Consider the following 25363-nt stretch of genomic DNA (forward strand, 5'->3'; position numbering starts at 1 on the left):
CAAAGGCTGCTGCCATCGCATGAACGTCGTCGCCCGCTGGTTCCACCAACTCGCCTCGCCTCCGATCTTCGACCGTTTCACTGCGCGCTGGGCGCCGTGGTGCTACGCGCTGGCCGCGGTGTTGCTGGGCGTGGGCATCTGGCAGGCCTTATTTGCGGTCCCGGCCGACTACCAGCAGGGCGATAGCTTCCGCATTCTGTATATCCATGTGCCGAGCGCGTGGATGAGCCTGTTCGTGTTCGGGCTGATGGCGGTGTACGCGGCGATCGCGCTGATCTGGCGCATCAAGATCTGCGAAATCCTGGCCATGGCCTGCGCGCCGATCGGCGCGGCGTTCACCGTGATCACCCTGCTGACCGGCAGCATCTGGGGCAAGCCGATGTGGGGCGCCTGGTGGGATTGGGACCCGCGCCTGACCACCGAGCTGATCCTGCTGTTCCTGTATCTGGGCGTGATCGGTCTGTACCAGGCCATCGACGATCGCCGTCAGGCCGCGCGCGCGGCCGCCTTGCTGGCGATCGTCGGCGTGGCGCTGCTGCCGGTGATCCGCTATTCGGTGGTGTGGTGGAATTCGCTGCATCAGGGCCAGAGCATTCGCCTGCTCGGCCCCTCCAGCATCGATGCCAGCATGCTGCTGCCGCTGTGGCTGATGGTGATCGGCACCAAGTTCTGGTTCGCCGGTTCGCTGCTGACGCGTGCGCGCGCCGACAACCTGCGCCGCGAGGCCGGCAAGGCCTGGATCGTGCGCGATGCGCCGGAGCGCGCGGCATGAGCTACCTGCCCTACGTCATCGCCGCCTACGCGGTATTCGTGCTGGTGCTGCTGTGGGACCTGATCGCCGGCCGCTGGCAGCTGCGCCGCGCGTTGAAGATCGCGCAGGCGCGGCGTTTGCGCGAGCGCAAGCGCGCGGTGCCCAGCGATGCGGAGCTGATCCGGTGAACCCGCAACGGCGCCGCCGGATTTGGCTGGTGATCGCGCTGGTGCTGGCCGGTGGCCTGGCGACCGCGCTGGTGGCGATGGCACTGCAGCGCAATGTGGCCTACCTGTACACACCGTCGGAAGTGCTGCGCGGCGACGCCGGCGAGCATGCGCGCTTCCGGCTCGGCGGCATGGTGGAGAAAGGCTCGTTTCAACGTGCGTCCGGTTCGCTGGAAGCGCAGTTCCGCGTCACCGATGGCGATGCACAGTTGCCGGTGCGCTACGACCGTATCCTGCCGGACCTGTTTCGCGAGGGACAGGCGGTGGTGGCGACCGGGCGCATGCAGAACGGCGTCTTCGTTGCCGAAGATGTGCTGGCCAAGCACGACGAGACCTACATGCCGAAGGAAGTCGCCGACAAGATGGGCAGCGCGCACCGCAAGCACGATGTGCCGGCGGCCGCAGACCAGGCCGGAGCGCTGCGTTGATGGCAGGGGTCAAAACGTTTGCCTTGCTGCGCTGTGATCGCTTGCAGCTTGCCTGCGTGGCCGACGATGTCGCGATGCCTGGGCAGGCGCATGCAGACGCTGCCCGGATGCAGCCCCTGCATTGCGCCGGCAAGCGTCGCACCACTGCCTGCCCGCCAACGCGCCAACCCGATGCTGCCTGAGCTCGGCACCTTCCTGCTGATTCTGGCCTTGCTGGTGGCCCTGGTGCAGGCCGCGCTACCGCTGGCCGGTGCGCAGCGTGGGCGCAGCAGCTGGATGGCGGTCGCGCGGCCGGCCGCGTTGCTGCAGCTGGGCCTGATCGCAGCGGCCTTCGCGCTGCTGACGCATGCCTTCCTGGTGCAGGATTTTTCGGTGCGCTATGTCGCCGAGAATTCCAACAGCCTGCTGCCGGTGATGTATCGCTACTCGGCGGTGTGGGGTGCGCACGAAGGCTCATTGCTGCTGTGGACGCTGGTGCTGGCGCTGTGGACCGGGGCGGTGGCGCTGTGGTCGCGGCAGTTGCCCGCGCAGGTGGTGGCGCGCGTGCTGGGGGTAATGGCGCTGGTCAGCATCGGCTTCCTGGCGTTTTTGCTGTTCACCTCCAATCCGTTCGCGCGCTTGTTGCCGGTGCCGCTGGAAGGCGCCGATCTGAATCCGCTATTGCAGGACCCGGGGCTGATCATCCATCCGCCGATGCTGTATTGCGGCTATGTCGGTTTCGCGGTGCCGTTCGCCTTCGCCATTGCCGCGTTGCTGGAAGGCCGCATGGATGCGCGCTGGCTGCGCTGGACGCGGCCGTGGACCAACGTGGCCTGGGCCATGCTCACCGTCGGCATCGCGCTTGGCAGCTGGTGGGCGTATTACGAGCTGGGCTGGGGCGGCTGGTGGTTCTGGGACCCGGTGGAAAACGCCAGTTTCATGCCGTGGCTGGTGGGCACCGCCTTGCTGCATTCGCAGGCGGTCACCGAAAAGCGCGGCAGCTTCGCCAGCTGGACCTTGCTGCTGGCGATCGCCGCCTTTTCGCTGTCGCTGCTGGGCACCTTCCTGGTGCGCTCGGGCGTGCTGACCAGCGTGCATGCGTTTGCGGCCGACCCGTCGCGCGGCCTGTTCATCCTGGTGTTCCTGCTGGCGGTGGTCGGTGGTTCGCTGCTGCTGTACGCGTTGCGTGCGCCGCGCCTGTCGCTGGTCGATGACCCGCGCCGCGCGTTCGCCGGCAGCTCGCGCGAAACCTTGCTGCTGTTGAACAACCTGCTGCTCGCCTGCGCCTGCGCGATGGTGTTGCTGGGCACGCTGTATCCGCTGCTGGCCGACGCCTTGGGCCTGGGCAAGCTGTCGGTGGGGCCGCCCTACTTCGGCACCTTGTTCCTGGTGCTGATGGCGCCGTTGGTGGCGCTGTTGCCGTTCGGCCCGCTCACCCGCTGGCAGCGCGAGCAGGCCTCGCGTCCGCTGGCGATGCTCGCACCATGGGCAGGCCTGGCGGTTGCCGCAGGCGTGCTGGCCTGGTTCGCCGCGCCGCAGGGCCAGTGGAAGGCGGCACTCGGCGTGGCCGGCGCGGCCTGGGTACTGCTGGGCACGCTGCGTTTCCTGTGGACGCGGCGCGCGGCCAAGGGCCGCAAGCTCACTGCCGAAATGCTGGGCATGCTGCTGGCGCACCTGGGCGTGGCGGTGTTTTTGGCTGGTGCGTTGCTGGTGGAATCACTGAGCCTGCAGCGCGAAGTCGCACTGGCGCCCGGGCAGCAGATGCAGATCGGCCGCTACGCGCTGCACTTCGATAATGTCGAAGAGCTGCGCGGGCCCAATTACGTCTCCGACCGTGCCAATCTGCAGGTGTTCAAGGACGATGCGCCGGTCGGCCTGCTGCATGCGGAAAAACGCCGCTACGCCAGCGGCGGGCAGACCTTGACCGAGGCGGCGATCCGTCCCGGCCCGTTCGGTGACCTGTATGTCGCGCTTGGCGAACCCCTGGGCAACCAGGCCTGGGCGGTCCGCGTCCACCTCAAACCGTTCGTCCGCTGGATCTGGCTGGGGGCGCTGCTGATGGCGCTTGGCGGCCTGGTCACTGCGGCCGACCGGCGTTTTCGTCGTTCTCCGGAGATCCAAGATGGTTGAGTCACGTTCACCCCGCCTGCCTACTGCGGTTCTGGTAGGTGCCATCGTGCTGCTGCTCGCGCTGGCAGCGCTGCTGGTCTATGCGGTGGTGCGCTCCGGTCAGGACGATCGCGATGCTTTGCCCTCTGCGCTGATCGGCAAGCCGGCGCCGGAGTTCGCGCTGCCGCTGCTGCACGACCCCAGCATCGTGGTGCATGCGCGCGAACTGCGCGGCGCGCCGTACATCATCAACGTGTGGGGCAGTTGGTGCCCGGCCTGCCGCGAGGAGCACCCGGTGCTGAGCCGCTTTGCGCTGACCAAGCGCGTGCGCGTGATCGGCTACAACTGGAAGGACGAGCGCAACGATGCGCTGCGCTGGCTCGAACAGCTGGGCAACCCCTACCTGCTGGTGGTCGCAGACAAGGATGGGCGGACCGCGATCGACTTCGGCATCGCTGCGGCACCGGAGACCTTTCTGGTCGACGGGCGCGGCGTGGTGCGCTGGAAGTACAGCGGCATGCTCACCCAATCCATCATCGACACGCAGCTGATTCCGGTGCTGAGCAAGATCGAGCGCTCGCCCAGTGCCGCTCCGGACCTGCACGCCACGCAATGATGCGCGCCTGGCTGCTGACGCTGCTGCTGTTGCCCTGGCTGGCCCTGGCCCAGCCGGTCGGCGACCCGGCGCCGCTGCGCTATGCCTCGGCCGAAGAAGAAGCGCGCTTCCATGCGCTCACCGCCGAGCTGCGCTGCGTGCAGTGCCAGAACCAGTCGCTGGCCGACTCCAATGCGCAGATCGCCCAGGACCTGCGCCGCGAAGTGCTGGCGCTGATGCACGCAGGCCGCAGCGATGCGCAGATCCGCCAGTTCCTGGTCGCGCGCTATGGCGAGTTCGTGCTGTACCGCCCGCGCGTGGAATCGCGCACCTGGCTGCTGTGGTTCGGCCCGCTGCTGGTGTTGCTGCTGGGTGCTGGCGCCATTGTGCTGCTGGTGCGCCGACGCAGCGTGGCTGCGCCCGCCCTGCCCGCCGATGAGCAGGAGTGGTGATGGTCGGCTTCGTCAGTGCGGTGGTGGTGCTGACCCTGCTCGTCTTCGGCGTGGCGCTGCGGCCGCTGTGGCGCGAAGCGCGCGGGCTGACCGCCAGCATCGCGGTGTTGCTGCTGGCGGCGAGCGCGGCGCTGTACTGGCTGGTCGGTACGCCGAGCGCGATTCAGGCGCCGGCCGAGCGGCCGGCCACGCCACGCTCGCTGGATGAGGCCATCGCGCAACTGCGCGCCGCACTGGCGCGCAATCCCGATCAGGCCGAAGGCTGGGTATTGCTGGGACGCTCGCTGTCCAGCCAACAGAAATTCACCGAAGCGCGCGATGCGTTTGCGCGCGCGGTCGCGCTGCGTCCGGACGAGCCGGATGTGCTGGTGGCTGCCGCGCAGTCGCGCATGCTCGCCGACGACAGCGGGCGCCCGGATCCGCAGGCCATGCGCCTGCTGGAACATGCGCTGGCGGTGCAACCGGACCATCAACGCGCACGCTGGTTCCTGGGCGTGGTGCAGCGCCAGGCCGGTCAGCCGGCCAAGGCCAGCGAGACCTGGGAGCCGTTGCTGCGCGTGGTGGATGCCTCTACCCGCCCCGGCCTGCTGGAACAGATCAACGCCGCGCGCCAGGAAGCCAGGCTGGCGCCGATCCAGACGCCGGCTACGTCTGCCGCCGATGCAGCCAGCGGCAAACGCATCCAGGTACGCGTGACGCTGGATGCCGAGTTCGCCAAACGCGCCGGGTTGCCGGGCGACACCAGCGTCTTCGTGATTGCGCGCGCCGCCGACACGCCGATGCCGGTGGCGGTGGAAAAACACGCGCTGCGCGAGCTGCCGTTGACCATCACCCTGGACGACGGCGACAGCCCGATGCCGACGCGCCGGCTGTCGTCGCTGGACACCGTGCAGGTACTTGCCAGGCTATCGCGCAGCGGCAACGCAATGCGCCAGGCCGACGATGTCGAAAGCGTGCCGGTGATGGTGGAACTGCCCACTGCCGCGCCGGTGGAGCTGGTGATCGGTCGCTGATTGCCCGCCACGTTTGGTGACTACGCTTGAGGCCAATGGACCAAAAGCGGTTAACAAAAAACGCAGGCGCGCCATCACGTTGTCAGCTGCCGTCAGCGTCATCTGGATAATCCAAGCCGCGTTGGTCGAACGCGCGATGCCCTCGCCGCGCCAGAGAGTGAATCGGTTGCGTTGTTGAAACCATGCACCCCGACAATCTCCACTGGTCCTTGCCCGCCCACCGTCGCGGGACCTTACGCGGCATGGATGCCGCGTAAGAGCCTACACGGACGTACTTGCGGCGTGTCCTGCGACGGTGGGCGGGCAAAGGCCCTGCAACCAAACCGCAGATCCGCCGCTCTGCAGAGTGGCATCACACAGAGCAACGACTCAAACCGATTCCCAATTCCCGAATCCCCAATCCCCAATCCCATCCTGCCCCCCGGCACCTGCCATGGCAGATAGAATTGCCGCATGAGCGAATTCATTCCCCCCGGCACGCTGTTCCACGCGCTGCCCTCGCCGTTTCCGATGAAGCGCGGTGGTGTGCTGCTGCAGGCGCGTGTCGCCTACGAGACCTGGGGCACGCTGGCAGCCGATCGCAGCAATGCGGTGTTGATCGTCACCGGCCTGTCGCCGAATGCGCATGCCGCGGCAAATCCGGCCAATCCGGAGCCGGGCTGGTGGGAAGCGATGCTCGGGCCTGGCAAGCCGATCGATACCGAACGTTGGTTCGTGGTCTGCGTCAATTCCCTGGGCAGTTGCAAGGGCTCGACCGGCCCGGCGTCGATCGACCCTGCCACCGGCACGCGGTATCGCCTGGGTTTCCCGGAACTGTCGATCGAAGATGTGGCCGATGCCGCAGCCGACGTGGTGCGCGCGTTGGGCATCGAGCAACTGGCCTGCCTGATCGGCAACTCGATGGGCGGCATGACCGCACTGGCGTTGTTGCTGCGCCACCCCGGCATCGCGCGCAGCCATATCAATATCTCCGGCAGTGCGCAGGCGCTGCCGTTCTCGATCGCGATCCGCTCGCTGCAGCGCGAAGCCATCCGCCTGGATCCGCACTGGAACGGCGGCCATTACGACGACACGCATTACCCGGAATCGGGCATGCGCATGGCGCGCAAGCTCGGCGTGATCACCTACCGCTCGGCACTGGAATGGGATGGCCGTTTCGGCCGCGTGCGGCTGGATTCCGAACAGGCCGCCGACGATCCGTTCGGCCTGGAATTCCAGGTCGAAAGTTATCTGGAAGGCCATGCGCGCCGCTTCGTGCGCTTCTTCGATCCCAACTGCTATCTGTATCTGAGCCGCTCGATGGATTGGTTCGATCTGGCCGAGTATGTCGACAACAGCCCGGCCATCGACGCGCGGGTCGATGGCACGCAAGCCGACAACGCCGCGGTCGCCGCCAAGCCGGATACAGGCATCTCGACCGACGCCACGGTGCTGGCCGGACTGGCGCAGATCCGCATCGCGCGGGCGCTGGCGATCGGTGCCAACACCGACATCCTGTTCCCGGTGCAGCAACAGGAACAGATCGCCGAAGGCCTGCGCGCCGGCGGTGCCGAGGCACACTTCATCGGGCTGGATTCGCCACAAGGCCACGATGCCTTCCTGGTCGATTTTGCGCGCTTCGGGCCAGCGGTACGCAACTTCCTGGATGCTTGCTGATTTCCAGACCTGCGCAACGGCGTCGCGGCACGTCCCAGCAGCAGAGCCTGCCGCGCAAGACGCTCGCCCTGCTGTTCCTGATCGGCATGACTGCCATGGTGGTTGCAGGCCACCTGCCGGCGCTGCTGGCGCTGTGGTACGCGGCTACAAGCTTGCTGGCGATGCTGATCTACCGGCTCGACAAGAGCGCAGCCCAACGCGGCCGGCAACGCACACCTGAAGCCACCCTGCACCTCATCGCACTGCTCGGCGGCTGGCCGGGCGCGTTGCTGGCGCAGGCGCTGTTCCGGCATAAATCCAGCAAGGCAGCCTTCCAGCTGCGGTTCTGGATCACTGTCGTAGCGAACGTCGCCGCCTTGTATTGGGCATGCCGCCAACCTGCGCTGCTGGCAGCACTCCACGCATTGCTGGGGTAAGCGGCGCATGCGTGATACATGCGCGCAACCGGTCAGTGCGAACCGGCAACAGCATCCTCAGGCCAACGGCTCCAGCGCACCGGCCCGCAGGCGATAACGTCGCTGCACCACGCCATCGGGCACGCTGTCGTGGGTGATCATCACAAGGCTGCGCTCGCCCAGCGCGGCAGCTAGATCCAGCAGCAAGGCGTGTGCGGTATCCACATCCAGGCCGTCGGTGGGTTCGTCCAGCAGCAGGATCGGCGCCTCGCGCAGCAAGGCGCGCGCCAGCGCCAGCCGGCGCGCCTGGCCGGCCGAGAGCGTGGCGCCGTTTTCGCCGACCCAGGTGTCCAGACCGTTCTGCGCGGTGGCCCAGGCGCGCAGGCGCACCTGGTCCAGCGCGTTCCACATGGCCGCATCGCCTGCGCCGGCATCGCCGATGCGCAGGTTGTCGCGCACCGTGCCGGCAAACACCGGGGCATTCTGCGGCAGCCAGGCGATGCGTTGATGCCATTGCGCCTGCGCGAAGTGGCGCAGGTCGATATCGGCGTAGCTCACCTGCCCGGCCTGCGGGTCCCACAGCCGCAACAGCACTGCGGACAAGCTGCTCTTGCCGCTGCCGCTGTCACCGCTGATGGCGATGCGCTCGCCAGGCGCCAGGCTCAGATCGAGCGCCTGCAGCAGCGGGCGTCCACTGCCCGGCCACGCAAAACTGACCTGTTGCAGGCGCAGCGTGCCGCTGCGTGGCGCATCCACTGGCTGCGACGGATCGACGACCGACGGCGCCTGATCGACGATGGACTGCAAGCGCCTGGCCGCAACGCGCGCGCTCTGCAGCGCCTGCAAGGCGAGCCCGGCGCCGGCCCAGACCTCCAGCAATGCCATGGTCAGGAACACTAGCCCAGCCGCCATTTCCGCAGCAATAAATCCACGTTCTGCCGCGCTCAACCCAAGCCACAACATGCCGGCCAGACCGATACCGCCGCAGACCGCATGCAGCAGGTTGCCGCCGATCAGGCGACGGCGCTGCAGGCGATCGCCATCGACCACCGCCGCCGCCGTTGCATCGACCTGATGCAGCCAGGCACCTTGCGCATCCACCGCAGCGAGATCGGCCGCACCTTCCAGGCCCTCGAACGCCTGCGTGCGCAAGGCGGTGCGTTGCCGGGCGCGCAGCTGTTCGCGCTGCGCACCGCCGCGCGCCACCTGCCACGGCACCACACCGCCGATGACCACGCCCAGCACCACCAGCAACACGCCAGCCGGCGGATAGATCAGCACCGCTGCCGCCACGCCGGCCACCCAGATGCCGAGCAATGCGCTCAACGGCGCCAGCGCGCGCACGCTCACGCCATCGACCTCGCCGATGTCGGACATCAGCCGCGCCAGCAGATCGCCGGTGCGCGTGGCCGACAGGCGGCCCGGCGCCAGCGGCAACGCGCGGCGGAAGAACCACACGCGCAGGTCGCGGGCGATGCGCAGCGTGGCATCGTGGCCGATCAATTTTTCGCCATAACGCGAGACGATACGCGCGAAGGTCAGCGCGCGAATGCCGGCCGAGGGCGAAAAGAAATTGAAGCCGCTGCCCATGCCGGCGACACCGGCCAAAGCAGCGGCGGTCAGGAAACTGCCGGACAGGCCGAGCAAGCCCACGCCGGCCAGCATGGTGACAAGGACCAACAGCGCCGACAGCAGCAGGCGCCAGGCATGCCGGCGAAACACATCGCGCAGACGGTCGGGCTGTGTGCCGTTCATGGCAGCTCCGCTGCGACGGTGGCGCCGCGCAGGTCGATCACCGTGTCGGCCCAGCGCATCACCGCGGCGCTGTGCGTGGCCAGCACCACCGCGCGGCCGCGTGCGAACACACCCAGGGTGCGCAGCAACTCCGCTTCGGTGTCCGGATCGAGAAAGGCAGTGGGTTCGTCCAGCAGCAACAGGTCCGGCTCGCGCAGCAACAGCCGCGCCAGGGCCACGCGCCGTGCCTCGCCACCGGACAAGCCGAAGCCGCGCTCGCCGATCTGCGTGTCCAGGCCCGCAGGCAGCTGCGCGGCAAAGCGCAGCACCTGCGCAGCATCGGCCACCGCGTGCAGGCGCGCAGCGCCGGCCTGCGGATCGGCCAGGCGCAGGTTGTCGGCGATGCTGCCGTGAAACAGATACGGCCGCTGCGTGGCATAGCCGATGCGGGTCCCCGGCCGCAGCACCACGCTGCCGGCCTCCGGCGCCAGCCAGCCGGCCAGGCCCTCCAGCAAGGTGCTCTTGCCGCTGCCGCTGGCACCGATCACCGCCACACGCTGCCCGGGCTGCAAGGTCAGCGAAAAATGCGCGACCACCGTGTGCGGTGCGCCCGGCGGCCGTAGCGCGAGATCGCACGCCTGCAGCAGCGGGGCGTGTGCCTGCGCCGGTTCCAGTGCGCGCAAGGCAGGCACCGTCACCGGTAGCGCTGCCGATGGCGGCGCGAAGCCTTCCAGCAGGCGCTCGGCTTCGGCCACCGCCGCCAGCGCATTGGCACGGTCGTGGTAATGCGCCGCCAGCCGCCGCAACGGCGCAAAGAATTCCGGCGCCAGCAGCAGGCAGAACATGCCCGCGCCCAGCGTCGGCAAGCCGTGCAGATCCAGCATGCCCAGATAGGTCAGGCCGAAGTACAGCGCCACGATCGCCACGCTCACCGAGGCGAAGAATTCCAGCACCGTGGACGACAGGAAGGCGATGCGCAGCACCTTGAGCGAGCGCTCGCGCACGCCTTCGGCCGCGGCGGCAATGCCGCTCAACTCGACCTCGCCGCGGCCATACACGCGCAGCAGGCCCAGGCCCTTGAGGCGATCGGCAAAATGCCCGCCCATGCGTGCCAGTTCGCTCAGCTGGTCGCGCCCGGCGGCTTCGGCGCCCCAGCCCACCAGCATCATGAAGAACGGAATCAGCGGTGCGGTCAGCAGCAGCACCAGGCCCACCACCCAGTCGACCGAAAACACCGCGACCAGGATCAGCGGCGGCACCAGCAGCATCTCGATGCGTGCGAGCTGGTAGCCGACGAAGTAGCCCTCCAGCGCATCGGTGTGCGCCAGGCTCAATTCGCCCAGTTCGCCGCTGCGCTGCCGGCGCAGCCACACCGGCCCGTGCTGCACCAGGCGGCGCGCGATGCGGGCACGCAGTTCGCGCCTGGCCACATCGGCTACCTCGCCGGTCAGCGACTGCGCCCAGGCATTGAGCAGCGCGCGCCCGACCAGCGCACAGACCAGCCCCGCCCCCACGTCGCGCAATTGCGCCAGCGCCAGATGCTGCACCAGCACGGCCTGCAGCAACCACGCGATCGCCGCCGCCTGCGCCAGCAGCAGCACGCCCGACACCGCCACCGCCACGCCGGCCAGGCGCCGCGCACGCGTGGCCGGGGCCGCCAATGCATCCAGCCATTGGCCGCGTTGACGGCGCTGGGCTGGCGTTTCGCTGGCTCGCACGCTGGGCTGGCTCACATCGCTCTCAAGGAAGACATCGTGTTGCAAGCGATTGTAAGTCGCCACTTCCCGCTACGGGCTGCGCATTGTGCCGCACCCGCCCGCCTCGGCATTGATCTGGATCAACGCGCGTGTCGCGGCAAGCGCAGATGATCGGCTGCATTCCTTCATCGACACCCAACCAGGCCCACCCGCCATGATCGACTCGACAGTTGTTGAACTGTCGCGGCTGCAGTTCGCAGTCACCGCGATGTACCACTTCATCTTTCCGCCGCTGACCATGGGCCTGTCGTTTCTGCTCGGCATCATGGAAAGCGTCTATGTGATGACCGGCAAGGACATCTGGCGGCGCATGACCATGTTCTGGGGCGTGCTGTTCGGCATCAACTTCGCCATGGGCGTGGGCACCGGCATCGTGATGGAATTCGAGTTCGGCATGAACTGGTCGTACTACAGCCATTACGTCGGCGACATCTTCGGTGCGCCGCTGGCGATCGAAGGCCTGATGGCGTTCTTTCTGGAAGCGACCTTCCTGGGCCTGTTCTTTCTCGGCTGGAACCGGCTGAGCAAGGTGCAGCATCTGGCCACCACTTGGCTGGTGGCGCTGGGCAGCAACTTCTCGGCACTGTGGATCCTGATCGCCAACGGCTGGATGCAGAACCCGACCGGCGCGGTGTTCAACCCCGACACCATGCGCATGGAAGTGGTCGATTTCATGGCGGTGCTGTTCAACCCGGTGGCACAGGCCAAGTTCGTGCACACCGTCAGCGCCGGCTACGTGCTCGGCGCGGTGTTCGTGATGGCGATCAGCGCGTTCTATCTGCTGCGCGGCACCCATGTGGAGATGGCGCGGCGTTCGTTCGCAGTGGCTGCCGCGTTCGGCCTGTTGTCCTCGCTGTCGGTGGTGGTGCTCGGCGACGAGAGCGGCTACGCCGCCAACGAACACCAGAAGATGAAGCTGGCGGCGATCGAGGCGATGTGGGAAACCGAGGCCGCGCCGGCCGACTTCACCGCATTCGGCATTCCCAACCAGCAGACCCATCGCAACGACTACGCGGTCAAGATTCCATACCTGATGGGCTTGATCGCCACACGTTCGCTGGACCAGCCGATCCCCGGCATCCTGGAGCTGGTCGGCCGTGCCGAACATCGCATCCGCGGCGGCCAGATCGCCTACGGCGCGCTGCAACGCATCCGCGCCAACAAGGACGATGCCGAAGCACGCAAGGTCTTCGAGGCACATTGGCAGGATCTGGGCCACGGCCTGCTGCTCAAGCGCTATCGCGACGATATCGGCAATGCCACGCCGCAGCAGATCGCCCAGGCCGCGATGGACACCGTGCCGCGGGTGCTGCCGCTGTTCTGGACCTTCCGCATCATGGCCGCCATCGGCATCTACCTGATCGCCTTCTTCGCCATCGCGTTCTGGTTCGCCTGCAAGCACAACTTCCAGGAAAAACGCTGGTTCCTGACCCTGGCGCTGTGGAGCCTGCCGCTGCCGTGGATCGCGATCGAGTGCGGCTGGTTCGTGGCCGAGTACGGCCGCCAGCCGTGGGCGGTGGAAGGCGTGCTGCCGACCTTCTATGCCGCCTCGGGACTGGATCTGTACGAAATCGTGTTGACCCTGGTCGGCTTCACCGCGCTGTACACCACGCTGTTGGTGATCGCGATCAAGCTGTCGCTGAAGACCATCCGCAAGGGCCCGGATGCGCTATTTCCACCGAGCCAACGCCCCCCGTCGCCGCACGGCAGCTCGCCCCACGCGTCCTCACCCGACGCCCCATTGAGCACCGGCGCGCTGGCCGGCGGCGCACCGTAAGCCAGGAGAGACAACCATGGATTTCATCTTGCTCGACTACACCACATTGCGCGTGATCTGGTGGCTGTTGCTCGGCGTATTGCTGTCCGGCTACGCGGTGATGGGCGGCTTCGATCTGGGCGTCAGCACCCTGCTGCCGCTGGTGGCCCGCAACGATGCCGAACGCCGGCTGGTGATCAACACCATCGGCCCGGTCTGGGAAGGCAGCCAGGTCTGGTTGATCCTGGGCGGCGGCGCGATCTTCGCCGCATTCCCGCCGTTGTATGCGGTGAGTTTTTCCGGGTTCTATCTGGCGATGTTCCTGATCCTGTTCGCACTGATCCTGCGCCCGGTCGGGTTCAAGTTCCGCGGCAAGCTGGCCGACCAGCGCTGGCGCAGCAACTGGGACTGGGCGTTGTTCGTCGGCGGCTGCATTCCGGCGCTGATCATGGGCGTGGCGGTCGGCAATGTGCTGCTCGGCGTGCCGTTCCACTTCGACGCCAGCATGCGCATTTTCTACACCGGCAATCTGTTCGGGCTGCTGACGCCGTTCGCGCTGCTCGCCGGCCTGCTCAGCGTGGCGATGTTGATGGCGCACGGCGCGGCGATGCTGGTACTCAAGACCGACGGACCGGTGGCCGAGCGTGCGGCGCGTTTCGGCAGCATCGCCGCGCTCTGCGCGGTGGCGCTGTTTGCCGCCGCCGGTGCATGGGTGGCGCTGGGTCTGCCGGGCTATGCAGTGACTTCGCTCCTGGCCACCGATGCGCCGACCAATCCGCTCGGCAAGACCGCCGCACTCACCGCGGCCGGCGGCTGGCTGCACAACTACAGCAGCATGCCGGCCACATTGATGGCACCGCTGATCGGCCTGGTCGGGCTGGCGATGAATGCGCTGCTGTTGCGTGTGCGTCGCGGCGGCCTGGCGTTCATCGCCTCGGGTTGCGCCATCGTCGGCATCGTCTTTACCGTCGGCTTTGCGTTGTTCCCGTTCCTGTTGCCCTCGTCCACCGCACCGAGCGCAAGCCTGACGCTGTGGGATGCCTCCAGCAGCCGCCTGACGCTGTGGATCATGCTGCTGGCGACCACGCTGTTCATGCCGATCGTGCTGGCCTACACAAGCTGGGTCTATCGCGTGCTCAAGGGCAAGGTCACTACCGACGAACTCTCGGCCAATCCAAACGCCTATTGAGCATGCCCGCTGCGCGTTGCGATGCACAGCTGCATCGCGCTCGCAGCAGGCCTCAACCTCGCACCTGTTTCAACGACTCAAGGAGAACGACAATGTGGTACTTCGCCTGGATCCTCGGCACCGGTCTGGCCGCACTGGCGGCCGTGCTCAACGGCATGTGGTTCGAAGCACGCGAGCCGGAGCGTGGCCAACCGCATCAGTAAAATTATTTTCGCTAGATGCTTGCCGATTCCGCATTCCCTATGTAACATACGCGGCTCCTTCGGGGTGTAGCTCAGTCTGGTAGAGCGCTACGTTCGGGACGTAGAGGTCGCAGGTTCGAATCCTGTCTCCCCGACCAGTTTCAAAACACAAAACCGGCCTTGTGCCGGTTTTGTGTTTTCAGGCGCTGGCGCATGCATGCGCGCAGTGCGGATGGTCTGTCATGTCTGTTGTCATTGCCGCTGCCTCCCCGTCCGCCCGGTTGCGTGGTCGCGGCTTGGTGCTGGCTGCCATTTTGTTGTCCGCCTTCAACTTGCGTACCGCGGTGACGTCGTTGACGCCGCTGCTGGAACGCATTGCCGACGAGTACGCATTCGGCGCGCCCACGATGGGTGCGCTCGGCATGTTGCCGACGGCTGCATTCGCACTGACCGGTGTGGCCACACCGGCCTTGCTGCGCCGCTTCGGCCTGCTGCGCACGGCGCTGCTATCGATGGCATTGGCCACTGTCGGCCTGGTGCTGCGCCCGCTGCTGCCGGGCACTGCCGGACTGCTGATCGGTTCGCTGGTGGCACTGGCCGGCATGGGCATGGGCAATGTGGTGTTGCCGCCGCTGGTGAAGCGCTATTTCGGCGATCGCGTCGGCGGCGTCAGCACGCTCTACATCACCGTGCTGCAGGTCGGCACCCTGCTGCCGGCACTGCTGGCGGTACCGGTGGCCGATGCGCTGGGCTGGCGCAGCTCGATGGTGGTGTGGGTGTTGCCGGCACTGCTGGCATTGGCGGCCTGGGCCATGGTGCACACCAGCCACCGCCGCATCCGCGCGACCGGGCCGGCACCGGTCACACCCACGCCCGAGGCCGAGGGCCGCGTGGCACGCACCGCCCTGGGCTGGAGCATGGCGGTGACCTTCGGCATGACCTCGCTGGTCACCTATTCGATGTTCACCTGGTTGCCGACGCTGCTGCGCGAAGCCGGCGCCTCGCCCGCGTTCGGCGGCACCATGGTGGCGCTGTTCGCGGCACTGGGCATGGTCGGCGCCTTGACCATGCCGGCGCTGGCGGTGCGCATGCGCAACCCGTTTCCGATCGTGCTGCTGTGCGCGGCCTGCCACCTGGTCGCGTTTGCCGGGCTGTGGTGGGCGCCGCTGGCTGCGCCGATCCTGTGGGTGACCCTGCTCGGCCTGGGGCCGAGCACGTTCCCGCTGGCATTGGTGCTGGTCAATCAACGCAGCCGCACCGCAGCCGGTTCGGCGGCCCTGTCCGGGTTCTCGCAGGGCATGGGCTATGCGGTGAGCTGCCTCGGGCCATTCCTGTTCGGCTGGCTGCATGCGCACCACGGCGGCTGGACCTCGCCGTTCGTCTTCCTGGTGATCTGCATCCTGGTGCAGCTGGCCGCCGCCTGGGTGGCCTGCCGTCCGCAGTTGCTGGAAGACGTCTGGGCGCCGCCGCCACGCGGCGCCCGCGCGGTCAACGTACCGGCAGACTGATGTAGCTGGGCTGCTCGGGGCTCACATAGACGCGCTGGGTGGCCTTTCGATAATCGCCGGGCTTGGCGAAGAAGATGTTGTCCACGTAGGTCTGCGGATTGCGGTCGTACAGCGGAAACAGGCTGGACTGCACCTGCACCATCACCCGGTGGCCCGGCTGGAAGGTGTGGTTGGCGGTCGGCAGGCCGAACTGGAACGCCAGCGGCTGATTGGATGCCAGCGGCTTGGGCGTGCTGAAACTCTCGCGATAGCGGCCGCGGAAGATCGCCAGCGACACCGGCAACTCGTAGCCGCCCATCTTGGGACTGGACGCCATCTCGTCCGGATACACGTCGATCAGTTTCACCACCCAGTCGCTGTCGCTGCCGCTGGTGGAGGCCTGCAGATGCACTTCCGGTGCACCGGCGATCTGCAGGGGTTCGGTCAGCGGCTCGGTGACGAAGGTCAGCACGTCCGGGCGGCCGTCGACGAAGCGCTGGTCCTGCACCAGCCAGGTGGTCCACATGCTGCGATCACCGAAGTCCACCGGGCGCGGCACGAACGGTACCGGCTTGGCCGGGTCGGCCACGTATTCCTCGAAACCCGGCTGCCCCGCCGCCGGCTGCTGGAACGACAGCTTGCCGCCGGCCTGCAGGTACAGCGGTTTGCTGCTCGACGCACAGCCCTTGGCGCAGCTGCGCGGCCAAGCCTGCAGGCGGTCCCAGTGATTCTCTCCGGTGTTGTAGATGAACACCGGTGGCGTGCTCGCCTTGGGCGCGCCATCGACCAGGTATTGATCGAAGAACGGGCGCAGCACGTCGTGGCGGAACTGGCGCGCGGTATCACCGTCGAAATTCAATGCGCCCAACGCGCTGCCGTCGTAGTTGACCTGGCTGTGCCGCCACGGCCCCATCACCAGGTAGTTGAGCGTATTGCTGCGGTCGCGTGGCTCCATCGCCGCGTAGCTATGGATGGCACCCCACATGTCCTCCTGGTCCCACAGCCCCTGCAACCACATGGTCGGCACCTTGAGCGGGGTGCGCGCCATCACCTTGTCCAGCGCCTGCTCCTGCCAGAACGTATCGTAGGCGGCGTGTTCGGTGAGCTTGTGCCACCACGGCAGCTGTTCCAGGCCGGCGGCCCTGGCGAAATCGCCGGCCGAGCCGGCGCGCAGCAGGTTGCTGTAGTCGTCATGGCCCTGGCGCGCGATGCCGCTGCCCTTGCCGCGCTGGGTGAGCTGGCCGGTGAAATAGTCGAAGTTGACCTGGCGGAACGCGCCGTAGTTGAACCAGTCGTCGCCCATCCAGCCGTCGATCATCGGGCTTTCCGGTACCGCGACCTTGAGCGCCGGGTGCGGGTTGGTCAACGCCATCACCACGGTGAAGCCTTCGTAGGACGAGCCGATCATGCCAACCTTGCCGTTGGATTCCTTGACGTTTTTCACCAGCCAGTCGATGGTGTCCCAGGCATCGGTGGCATGGTCGACCTCGCTGGGATTGAGCGCACCACGCAGCGGCCGGGTCATCACGTAATCGCCTTCGGAGCCGTACTTGCCGCGCACGTCCTGGATCACGCGGATATAGCCGCCTTCCACGAACACGTCGTCGCCCTGTGCGAGCAGGTCCTTCATATGCGGTGAGGCCATGCGCTCGGTGCGGCCGCTGGCGTTGTACGGCGTGCGCGTCAGCACCATCGGCGCATTGCGCGCGCCCTTGGGCAGCACGATCACCGTATGCAGCTTGACCCCGTCGCGCATCGGAATCATCACCTCGCGCTTGATGTAGTCGTTGGCGGCATCACCTGCCACGAACGGCTTGCCGGTGATGTCCGGCGTCATCGGCGAGGTTTGCGCCAGCGCGCTGCCGGTGGCGGCGGCAATGGCGGTGGCGAGCAGGCAGGCGGCAAAACGGCGCATCGACGACTCCGGAACGTGCGGGGGCAGTCGTCGACTGTAGGCAGAGCGCGGCCTGCCGGGGGAGTGTCAAAGGTCGTGGTTGCCGGGTAGGTCGTGATTGCCGGGTGGCTGGCCTGCGTATCGCCGATCAGTGCCGTATCTGGCCCTGGCCCCGCACCACGAAGCGCTCCACGGTCAGCGCCTCCAGGCCCATCGGGCCGTAGGAATGCAGGCGCGTGGTGGAGATGCCGATCTCCGCGCCCAGGCCAAGCTCGCCGCCATCGGAGAAACGCGAGGAGGCGTTGACCATCACCACCGCCGAGCGCAGCGACTGCACGAAGTTCTCCGCGTTGGCGGCGTCCTGGGTGGCGATCACCTCGGTGTGGTCCGAGCCGTACTGGCGGATATGCGCCAGCGCGGTGTCCAGATCCGGCACCACGCGGATGGCCAGGATCAGGTCGAGGAATTCGGCGGCGTAGTCGTCGTCGCTGGCAGCTGCGACGTCGGGCAACAGTGCGCGCGTGGCCGCATCGCCACGCAGCTCCACCTTGCGCTCGCGCAGGGCTTGCGCGGCCAGCGGCAGAAAGCGCGCCGCGATATCGGCATGCACCAGCAAGGTCTCCAGCGCATTGCAGGCCGACGGCCGGCTGGCCTTGCCATCGACCAATAGACGCACCGCCAGGTCCACGTCCGCCGATGCATCCACGAACAGATGGCACACGCCCTTGTAATGCTTGATCACCGGCACGCGCGCATGCTCGGCGACGAAGCGGATCAGCCCTTCGCCGCCACGCGGAATCGCCAGATCGACGATGTCGCTGAGTTGCAGCAGCTCCAGCATGGTCTCGCGGCGCAGATCCTCGACCAGGGTCAACGCCGCCTCCGGCACGCCGGCCTCGCGCAGGGCGCGCTGCAGGGCGCGCGCAATCGCGGTGTTGGAGTGGATTGCTTCCGAGCCGCCACGCAGGATCACGCCATTGCCGGCCTTGATGCACAGTGCTGCCGCATCGGCGGTCACATTCGGGCGCGCTTCGTAGATCATCGCGATCACCCCCAGCGGCACGCGCACCTTCTGCACGACGATGCCATTGGGGCGAACGTCCTCGCGCGTGACCTGCCCGACCGGATCGGGCAGCTGCGCCACCTCGCGCAGCGCGGCGGCGATGCCGTCCAGGCGCTTTGTGTCCAGCGCCAGACGATCGAGCATCGCAGCACCAACCCCCTTCTCACGCGCCGCCTCCAGATCGCGCGCATTCGCCGCCAGGATCACCGCCGCATCCTGTTCCAGCGCGGCCGCCATCGCCTCCAGCAAGGCCTGCTTGGCAGACGCGGACAGTTGCGACAGCACTTGCGCGGCATCACGGCATTGCAGGGCTAGGGTTTTGATGGTCATTGGAGGGCCGGGATTGGGGAGTCGGGATTGGGGATTGGCAAAAGCGGCAATACCGTTTTATCACCACAGGGAATCAGTCGTCGGGACACGGAGGCAACGTTGGGCAGACGCGGTGCATACGCGTTTGCAAATCCCCAATCCCGACTCCCAATCCCCGCTACAAAAGCACCAAATCATCGCGATGCACCACATTCTCGCCGTAGCTGTAACCGAGCACGGGCTCGATCTCGCGCGAGTGGCGGCGGGCGATGCGGCGGATATCCACCGCCGAATACTGGCTGACGCCGCGTGCCAGGCAGCGCTCGCCGGCGTCGTCGCGCAGGTGGATCTCCACCATGTCGCCACGCCGGAAGTCGCCCCGCGCACCGGCCACGCCGCCCGGCAGCAGCGAGGCGCCCTTGTCGGTCAGTGCGGCGGCGGCACCGGCATCGATCAGGATCGCGCCCGCTTCCACCGGCGCATGCCGCAGCCAGTACTTGCGGGCGGCGATGCGCGTGCGTGCGGCGTGGATACGCGTGCCGTGCAGGCGATCCTGCGCCAGGGCACGCACCACATCGCCATTGCGGCCGTTGAACAGATAGGTTTCGATGCCGGCCGCGCCGGCCTTTGCGGCGGCTTCCAGCTTGGTGCGCATGCCGCCGGTGCCCACGCTGCTGCCGCTGCCGCCGGCCATCGCCAGCACCTCGGCGGTGAGTTCGGTCACCTCGTCGAGCGGCCGCGCCAGCGGATTGCTGCGCGGGTCGGCGCTGTACAACCCGTCGATATCGGTGGCGATGAACAAGCCATCGGCATCGACCAAGGCGGCGACGATCGCGGCCAGGTTGTCGTTGTCGCCCAGCTTGAGCTCGTCCACCGACACGGTGTCGTTTTCGTTGATCACCGGCAACGCGCCCAGCCGCAACAACTCGCCCATGGTGGCGCGTGCGTTGAGATAGCGGCGGCGGTTACGCAGGTCGTCGTGGGTGAGCAACACCTGCGCCACCGGGCGCTCGAAAAAGCGCTGCCAGAGCGCGATCAACTGTGCCTGCCCCAGCGCAGCCAGCGCCTGGCGCGCGGCGATCGGCGCACCGGCCTCGGCAGCCTTCGGCAGGATCGCGCGGCCGGCGGCCACCGCACCCGACGACACGATCACCAGCTCGCGCCCGGCCATCAGGTTGGCCGAGACGAACTGCGCCAGCCCCAGCGCAAAACGCGGCGATAGGCCACCGCCATCGGCGGCGAGCAGGCTGCTGCCGACCTTGAGCACTGCGCGTCGCCACGGCGGCAGCGCCTGCTCGGTAAATGACGCAGCAGTGGCGATCGGCGTGCTCATGGCGACAACCTGCTCAGTGCGTGTTCCACTCATGGACGGTCAGCGTGGAGGCATTGCGCAGCGCCAATGGGTCGCGCGCGACGATCTGCTGTGCGTCTTCCAGGCTGGCGACGTTGATCAATACGTATGCGCCACCGCTGCCATCGCTGAAGCCGCCGGTCAGTTCCAGCTGCCCGGCCGCCCGCAGCGTGTCGAGAAATGCACGGTGCGGCTGCACCACATCGGCCGGAAAATCCGGCTTGCGCATCGCCAGCACCAGATAGCGTGTCGCCATCAGCCTGCCTCCTTGTCGGGTGTTGCCTCGCTACGGCCGAACGGCGTGGAAATCACCAGAAAGCGCGCTTCCATCTCGGACAGGTTGTGCATCTGATGGGTGGAACCGGGCGGCACATGCAGACCCTGCCCGACCCCGAGCACGTGCTGCTCACCATCCAGCTGCAGCATCACCTCGCCGGCCAGCACATAGAAGAAATGCCGTGCGCGGCTATGCCGGTGACGCAGCTCGGCCGCGCCGGGCGGCATGTGCTCTTCGAGCACGCTCAGGTTGGGGTCGCGCAACAGGTGCCAGCCGTCGCTGGCTTCGCCCCAGGGGTAATGCTCGGCGGTGTCGGTGCTGATCACGGCCATCAGACCAGCGCCTGCCAGCGGGCACGCAGGACGTCCAGCTGCAGATCTGCGGCGGCGCCTGGCGAGACGCGGGCGGCCAGGCTGCCTTCCGGCGTGCGCCCCTGCCCTGCGGTGTCGGCCGATTCCGCGGCCGCCTTGTAGGCCTCGCGGAACGGCACGCCGGCAACCGCCGCTTCCACCGCCACGTCGGTGGCGTACATGCCCGAATCGATCGCCGCACGCAGCTTGTCCGGACGCCATTCCAGATTGGCCAGCAGGGCCGGCAGCAGTTCCAGTGCCGCCAGGCCACGCCCGAAGCCGTGCACGATGGCGCCCTTGCTGCTCTGCAGGTCGCGGTGATAGCCCGATGGCAGCGACAGCAGCTGTTCGATCTCGGTCCGCGCGGCGGCCACGCTGGCGTGGGTGGCACGCATCAGTTCGATCACGTCGGGGTTACGCTTGTTCGGCATGATCGAGCTGCCGGTGGTGTATTGCGCCGGCAACGCGACGAAGGCGAACTCGCCGCTGGTGAACAACGACAGATCCCAGGCGATCCGGCGCAGGTCCAGCGTTGCGCTGCCAAGCGCCTCGAGCGCGGCCAGTTCGTACTTGCCACGCGAGAGCTGCGCATAGATCGGCGACACCTGCAGCCGTGCAAAGCCCAGCTCGGCAGTGGTGTGTGCACGGTCCAGCGGCAGGTTGACGCCGTAGCCGGCCGCAGTACCGAGCGGATTGCTGTCCACCAGGCGCAAGGTATCGGCCGCACGCACCGCGTTGTCGATAAAGGCCTCGGCCCAGCCCGCCCACCACATGCCGGCCGAGGACACTACCGCACGCTGGATATGCGTATAGCCCGGCACTGGCAACGCGGCTTCGGCATGCGCGCGGTCCAGCGCCACCTTGGCGATTTCCGCGCCGAGCTCGGCCACGCGTTGCAGCTTGTCCTTCAACCACAGACGCGTGGCGACCAGGATCTGGTCGTTACGGCTGCGCCCGGTGTGGATCTTGCGGCCGGCATCGCCCAGCCGTTCGGTCAGGCGCGCCTCGATCGCCGAGTGGCAATCCTCGTAGCGCTCGTCCAGCACGAACGCGCCACTGCGGAAATCGGCCGCCAGCAGGTCGAGCTGCTCGCTCAGTCCGCCCAGCTCCTGCAGCGACAGGATGCCGATGTGCTGCAGTCCCTGCGCATGCGCCTTGCTGGCAGCGATGTCGTACAGGAAGAACTCGCGGTCCAGGATGACGTCGTCGCCGGCCAGGAAGCTCTGGATCTTGGCGTCCACCGCCACGCCGGGTTTTTGCCACAACAGATTGGTCATCGGAAAGCGTCTCGAAATAAATTGTCAGCTTAAATCCCCGCACACGGAGGTGCGGGCTGTTGCGAGGGACTCGCATCTTTAAATCCCCGCACACGGAGGTGCGGGCTGTCGCGAGGGACTCGCATCTTTAAATCCCCGCACAAGGATGTGTGGGCTCTTGCGAGGGACTCGCATCATCAGCCAATCGCAGTCAATTCGTCCCAGCCCAACGCCAGGTTGAGATTCTGCATCGCCTGCGTCGCCGCGCCCTTGAGCAGGTTGTCCAGCGTTGCCACCACCACCACGCGCTTGTTGCCCGGCGCCAGCGTCACGCCGCCGATCTGTACGCCATGCCTGCCGGCGATGCGGCTGACCCACGGCGCTTCATCGACGATCTCGATCAACGGCTCGTCGGCGTAACGCTGCGTGTAGCGCGCCTGGACCTGCTCGCGCGTCAGCGCTTGCTGCAGCCACAGGTTGACGGTCATGGTGATGCCACGGAAATGTGGCGCCACATGCGGCATGAACTCTACCGGCACGCCGAGCTGCGCAGAGACTTCGCGCTCGTGCATGTGGTTGGTCAGCGCATACGGCATCAGGTTATCGGCCAGCAACTCGGGGTTGTTCTTGTCCGACGGCGTGGTGCCCGCGCCGGAATACCCGGACACGCCGAAACACTGCGGCGGGCCGGCCAGTTGGTCGAGCAAGGGCGCGATCGTCAGCTGCATCGCGGTGGCATAGCAGCCCGGATTGCTGATGCGTCGCTGCCCGGCGTAGCTGCCGCGCGTCAGCTCCGGCAGCCCGTAATACCAGGCCGGATCGAAGCGGTAATCGGCCGACAGATCGATCAGCAGCGTCTGCGGCCTGGCCGAGTCGATCGCCGCGACGAAGGGCTCGGCCTTGCCGTTGGGCAATGCCAGGATCACCACGTCGGCGGCCTTGGCGGCCACCGCATCGGCATCCAGGCTCTCGTAGCGCAGCTCGCCGCGATACGCCGCGTTGTGCTCGGCCACCGGTTGCCCGGCCAGCTCGCGCGAGGACACGAACAGCAGCTGCAGATGCGGGTGTGCCACCACCAGCTTGATCAATTCCGATCCGGTATGCCCGCGGGCCCCGACGATGCCGATGGTCGTTGTTTGAACAGTCATGCGTTTGCTTCCAGGCGGAACTGCAGGTGGCGTTTGACCCCAGCCCATTCCGTATCGATGATGGAGAACACCACGGTGTCGCGCGGCGTGCCGTCAGGGTGACGGGTGTAATTGCGCAGCACGCCGTCCTGCTTTGCACCGAGCCGCGCAATCGCCGCGCGCGAGGTGTGATTGAACCAACTGGTCTCGAACACCACGCTCAGGCAGCCCAGCGTCTCGAAGGCGTGCTGCAGCAGCATCCGCTTGGTGTCGGTATTGACGCCGCTGCGCTGCACGCGCGGCGCGTACCAGGTGTAGCCGATCGACAGCTTGGGCACTGTCGCATCCAGCCCGTAATAGCGTGTGCAGCCGACGACCTCGCCGGCCGCATCGCATACCACGTAAGGCAGCACCCGCCCGTCGGCTTGCGCATCCAAGGCCGCGCCCACGTAGTCGTCCACCTGCGCCGGTGCCGGCACGCCGGTGTACCACAGCCGCGACAAGGCCCCATCGCCCAGCGCAGCGCGCAAACCATCGGCGTGCGCAGCCCGCAATGGTTCCAGTGTTGCGTGTTGCCCGCGTAGCGTGGGCAGCTCGCGCCAAAGCGCTGGCAATGCGACGGGCGCCATCGTACTCAGCCCAGCAGCGTCGGCTGACGCGTCGCGCAATGCGCCACGCAGTGCTGGATCTGCTCGAAGTTCTCCAGCCCGTACCAGAACACCTTCCACTTCTCCTGCTTGATGCAGCCGTCGGACTCGGCGTAGTAGAAGATGTTGACCTGGTTGTTGTGACGCGAACGCCAGAACAGTTGCGGGGTTTCCTCGCGCATCACGTTCCACACTGCACGGCCCAGGCCTTCGCCCTGGGCGTCGTCGAGCACGGCGAACTTGTCCAGGTAGATCAGCGCGCTTGCACCCAGCATGCCTTCGTCGGTGAGGATCACCGCGGCGCGGTAGTTCTCGCTGACATAGGCGCGCAGCAACCTGGTGTTGCTGAAGTAATCGGGCACCAGCGTACGGCCGAAACTGGATTCGATCAGCGTCCTGAGCCGCGGCAGGTCCAGTTCGTCCCAGGAGGTCGCGCGCAGCACGCGCTCGCCGCGCCGCACCAGCGTGCCCGAGCCCTTGTGGGTGAACAGTTCCTTGGCCAGATCGGCCGGCCGGGTGATCGACACCGACGACTCCAGCGGCAGGCGATCGAGCAGATCCTTGATCTGTTCGATCTTCACCCGCATGCCACCGTTGATCCACGGCTGCTGCATCAGATGGTCGAACTCGGTGGACAGGTTGATCGAGTCGATCACCTTGCCATCGGCATCCAGCAGACCGCCGGTGCCGGTGAGGAAGATGATCTTGTACGGCTGCAGCTCTTGCACCAGTTCGTTGGCGGCAAAATCCGCGTTGACGTTGAGGATCTGCCCGCTCGGCGTCTCGCCTAGGCTGGTGATCACCGGAATCGAGCCGGCCTGCAGGCTGGCTTCGATCGGCGCCAGGTTGACCGCCTTGACCTCACCGACCAGGCCGTAGGTGTCGCGGTCCAGATACTGCGCTTCGAATACGCCGCCGGTGATCGAGGTCGCACGCGCGCCGTTCTGCTGCAGCGCCTCGACCAGCTTGAGGTTGGAGGCCTGGAACACCTTGCGCACGATCGCCAGCGCTTCCGGCGAGGTCACCCGCAAGCCGTTGACGGTGCGCTTCTCGATACCGGCCGCCGACAGTTCGGCATCCAGCTGCGGGCCGGCGCCATGCAGCACGATCGGGGTCAGCCCCACTTCCTGCAGGAACGACAGCGACGAGGTCAGCGCGTCCAGGTCGTCGCGCAGCACCGCGCCGCCCACCTTGACCACCGCAAAGCGTTTGGCATCCAGCTGCGAGAAACGCTTGAGGTACTGGCTGATTTCCTTGGCGCTGGCCATGCTCGAAAGCAGGCGCACGATGGTCTGGCGGGTCTGTTTGTGGGGCTGTGCGGAGAGGGACATTGCCGTGATCGAAGAGAGGGATGGCCGCGCCTGGGCGCGGAACGCGGC

The 25363-nt window shown here is 67.1% G+C and carries 24 protein-coding genes and 1 tRNA gene; 14 read left to right on the forward strand and 11 right to left on the reverse strand.

Annotated features, from left to right (window positions below; translation table 11 throughout):
- The first annotated feature begins 19 nt into the window (after nt 1-19).
- From ccmC to DGN21_RS11135, 9 genes are all read left to right on the forward strand, one after another.
- Nucleotides 20-772 (forward strand): heme ABC transporter permease CcmC, encoded by a 753-nt coding sequence (gene ccmC / locus DGN21_RS11095; protein ID WP_046342978.1) that lies wholly within the window; start codon nt 20-22, stop codon nt 770-772.
- On the forward strand, nt 769-939 hold the full coding sequence (locus DGN21_RS11100; RefSeq protein ID WP_024939981.1) for a heme exporter protein CcmD: 171 nt from the start codon (nt 769-771) through the stop codon (nt 937-939). Before ccmC ends, DGN21_RS11100 begins: the two co-directional genes overlap by 4 nt.
- Complete coding sequence (ccmE, locus tag DGN21_RS11105; protein WP_039515161.1) at nt 936-1406, forward strand: cytochrome c maturation protein CcmE; 471 nt, start codon at nt 936-938, stop codon at nt 1404-1406. Before DGN21_RS11100 ends, ccmE begins: the two co-directional genes overlap by 4 nt.
- Nucleotides 1407-1577: 171 nt before the next feature.
- Entirely contained in the window at nt 1578-3515 is a 1938-nt protein-coding gene (locus DGN21_RS11110) for a heme lyase CcmF/NrfE family subunit (protein WP_046342982.1), read from the forward strand.
- A complete protein-coding gene (locus DGN21_RS11115) occupies nt 3508-4110 on the forward strand; it encodes a DsbE family thiol:disulfide interchange protein (protein ID WP_026064701.1) in 603 nt (200 codons plus the stop codon). The genes DGN21_RS11110 and DGN21_RS11115 overlap by 8 nt, the downstream gene beginning before the upstream one ends.
- Nucleotides 4107-4541, forward strand: a complete 435-nt coding sequence (locus tag DGN21_RS11120; protein ID WP_024939985.1) for a cytochrome c-type biogenesis protein — start codon at nt 4107-4109, stop codon at nt 4539-4541. Before DGN21_RS11115 ends, DGN21_RS11120 begins: the two co-directional genes overlap by 4 nt.
- Nucleotides 4541-5554, forward strand: coding sequence for a tetratricopeptide repeat protein (locus tag DGN21_RS11125; protein ID WP_184551144.1), 1014 nt, complete (start codon nt 4541-4543; stop codon nt 5552-5554). Before DGN21_RS11120 ends, DGN21_RS11125 begins: the two co-directional genes overlap by 1 nt.
- 453 nt (nt 5555-6007) lie before the next feature.
- Nucleotides 6008-7210 (forward strand): homoserine O-acetyltransferase, encoded by a 1203-nt coding sequence (locus DGN21_RS11130; RefSeq protein WP_184577261.1) that lies wholly within the window; start codon nt 6008-6010, stop codon nt 7208-7210.
- Nucleotides 7204-7626, forward strand: a complete 423-nt coding sequence (locus DGN21_RS11135) for a DUF1294 domain-containing protein (protein WP_104574760.1) — start codon at nt 7204-7206, stop codon at nt 7624-7626. Before DGN21_RS11130 ends, DGN21_RS11135 begins: the two co-directional genes overlap by 7 nt.
- 57 nt (nt 7627-7683) lie before the next feature.
- Here DGN21_RS11135 and cydC read toward each other — a convergent pair whose 3' ends face one another.
- Both cydC and cydD read right to left on the reverse strand, forming a co-directional pair.
- Nucleotides 7684-9360, reverse strand: a complete 1677-nt coding sequence (gene cydC / locus DGN21_RS11140) for a thiol reductant ABC exporter subunit CydC (RefSeq protein ID WP_184551141.1) — start codon at nt 9358-9360, stop codon at nt 7684-7686.
- On the reverse strand, nt 9357-11102 hold the full coding sequence (cydD, locus tag DGN21_RS11145; RefSeq protein WP_184551139.1) for a thiol reductant ABC exporter subunit CydD: 1746 nt from the start codon (nt 11100-11102) through the stop codon (nt 9357-9359). Before cydD ends, cydC begins: the two co-directional genes overlap by 4 nt.
- A 148-nt stretch (nt 11103-11250) precedes the next feature.
- Here cydD and DGN21_RS11150 point away from each other — a divergent pair, with 148 nt between their 5' ends.
- The 5 genes from DGN21_RS11150 (at nt 11251) to DGN21_RS11170 (ending at nt 15731) form a co-directional block, all read left to right on the forward strand.
- On the forward strand, nt 11251-12873 hold the full coding sequence (locus DGN21_RS11150) for a cytochrome ubiquinol oxidase subunit I (protein WP_126966088.1): 1623 nt from the start codon (nt 11251-11253) through the stop codon (nt 12871-12873).
- A 16-nt stretch (nt 12874-12889) separates the two neighbouring features.
- Nucleotides 12890-14041, forward strand: a complete 1152-nt coding sequence (cydB, locus tag DGN21_RS11155) for a cytochrome d ubiquinol oxidase subunit II (protein ID WP_126966087.1) — start codon at nt 12890-12892, stop codon at nt 14039-14041.
- Nucleotides 14042-14133: 92 nt separating this feature from the next.
- The gene (gene cydX, locus DGN21_RS11160) at nt 14134-14244 is read left to right on the forward strand and encodes a cytochrome bd-I oxidase subunit CydX (RefSeq protein WP_024939993.1); all 111 of its coding nucleotides are present in this window, start codon (nt 14134-14136) and stop codon (nt 14242-14244) included.
- A gap of 60 nt (nt 14245-14304) precedes the next feature.
- Nucleotides 14305-14381 (forward strand) — tRNA-Pro (locus DGN21_RS11165).
- A 123-nt stretch (nt 14382-14504) separates the two neighbouring features.
- Nucleotides 14505-15731, forward strand: coding sequence for an MFS transporter (locus DGN21_RS11170; RefSeq protein ID WP_039516030.1), 1227 nt, complete (start codon nt 14505-14507; stop codon nt 15729-15731).
- On the opposite strand, the gene DGN21_RS11175 is transcribed toward DGN21_RS11170, so the two are convergent.
- From DGN21_RS11175 to DGN21_RS11215, 9 genes are all read right to left on the reverse strand, one after another.
- Entirely contained in the window at nt 15712-17625 is a 1914-nt protein-coding gene (locus tag DGN21_RS11175; protein ID WP_054591568.1) for a CocE/NonD family hydrolase, read from the reverse strand. The genes DGN21_RS11170 and DGN21_RS11175 overlap by 20 nt on opposite strands.
- A 127-nt stretch (nt 17626-17752) precedes the next feature.
- On the reverse strand, nt 17753-18997 hold the full coding sequence (locus DGN21_RS11180) for a glutamate-5-semialdehyde dehydrogenase (RefSeq protein WP_126966086.1): 1245 nt from the start codon (nt 18995-18997) through the stop codon (nt 17753-17755).
- Between the two features lie 157 nt (nt 18998-19154).
- Complete coding sequence (gene proB, locus DGN21_RS11185) at nt 19155-20309, reverse strand: glutamate 5-kinase (protein WP_126966085.1); 1155 nt, start codon at nt 20307-20309, stop codon at nt 19155-19157.
- Between the two features lie 13 nt (nt 20310-20322).
- On the reverse strand, nt 20323-20583 hold the full coding sequence (locus tag DGN21_RS11190; protein WP_126966084.1) for a YciI family protein: 261 nt from the start codon (nt 20581-20583) through the stop codon (nt 20323-20325).
- The gene (locus DGN21_RS11195) at nt 20583-20936 is read right to left on the reverse strand and encodes a cupin domain-containing protein (RefSeq protein ID WP_039521854.1); all 354 of its coding nucleotides are present in this window, start codon (nt 20934-20936) and stop codon (nt 20583-20585) included. Before DGN21_RS11195 ends, DGN21_RS11190 begins: the two co-directional genes overlap by 1 nt.
- Nucleotides 20936-22231, reverse strand: a complete 1296-nt coding sequence (locus DGN21_RS11200; RefSeq protein ID WP_046343005.1) for an argininosuccinate lyase — start codon at nt 22229-22231, stop codon at nt 20936-20938. The genes DGN21_RS11195 and DGN21_RS11200 overlap by 1 nt, the downstream gene beginning before the upstream one ends.
- A 176-nt stretch (nt 22232-22407) precedes the next feature.
- The gene (gene argC / locus DGN21_RS11205; protein WP_046343008.1) at nt 22408-23358 is read right to left on the reverse strand and encodes an N-acetyl-gamma-glutamyl-phosphate reductase; all 951 of its coding nucleotides are present in this window, start codon (nt 23356-23358) and stop codon (nt 22408-22410) included.
- A complete protein-coding gene (locus tag DGN21_RS11210) occupies nt 23355-23966 on the reverse strand; it encodes a GNAT family N-acetyltransferase (RefSeq protein WP_046343010.1) in 612 nt (203 codons plus the stop codon). The genes argC and DGN21_RS11210 overlap by 4 nt, the downstream gene beginning before the upstream one ends.
- Before the next feature lie 5 nt (nt 23967-23971).
- Entirely contained in the window at nt 23972-25315 is a 1344-nt protein-coding gene (locus DGN21_RS11215; protein ID WP_024940003.1) for an acetylglutamate kinase, read from the reverse strand.
- Nucleotides 25316-25363 lie beyond the last annotated feature (48 nt).

The organism is Xanthomonas sp. MLO165 (genome assembly GCF_018831305.1).
Taxonomy (GTDB): domain Bacteria; phylum Pseudomonadota; class Gammaproteobacteria; order Xanthomonadales; family Xanthomonadaceae; genus Xanthomonas; species Xanthomonas arboricola.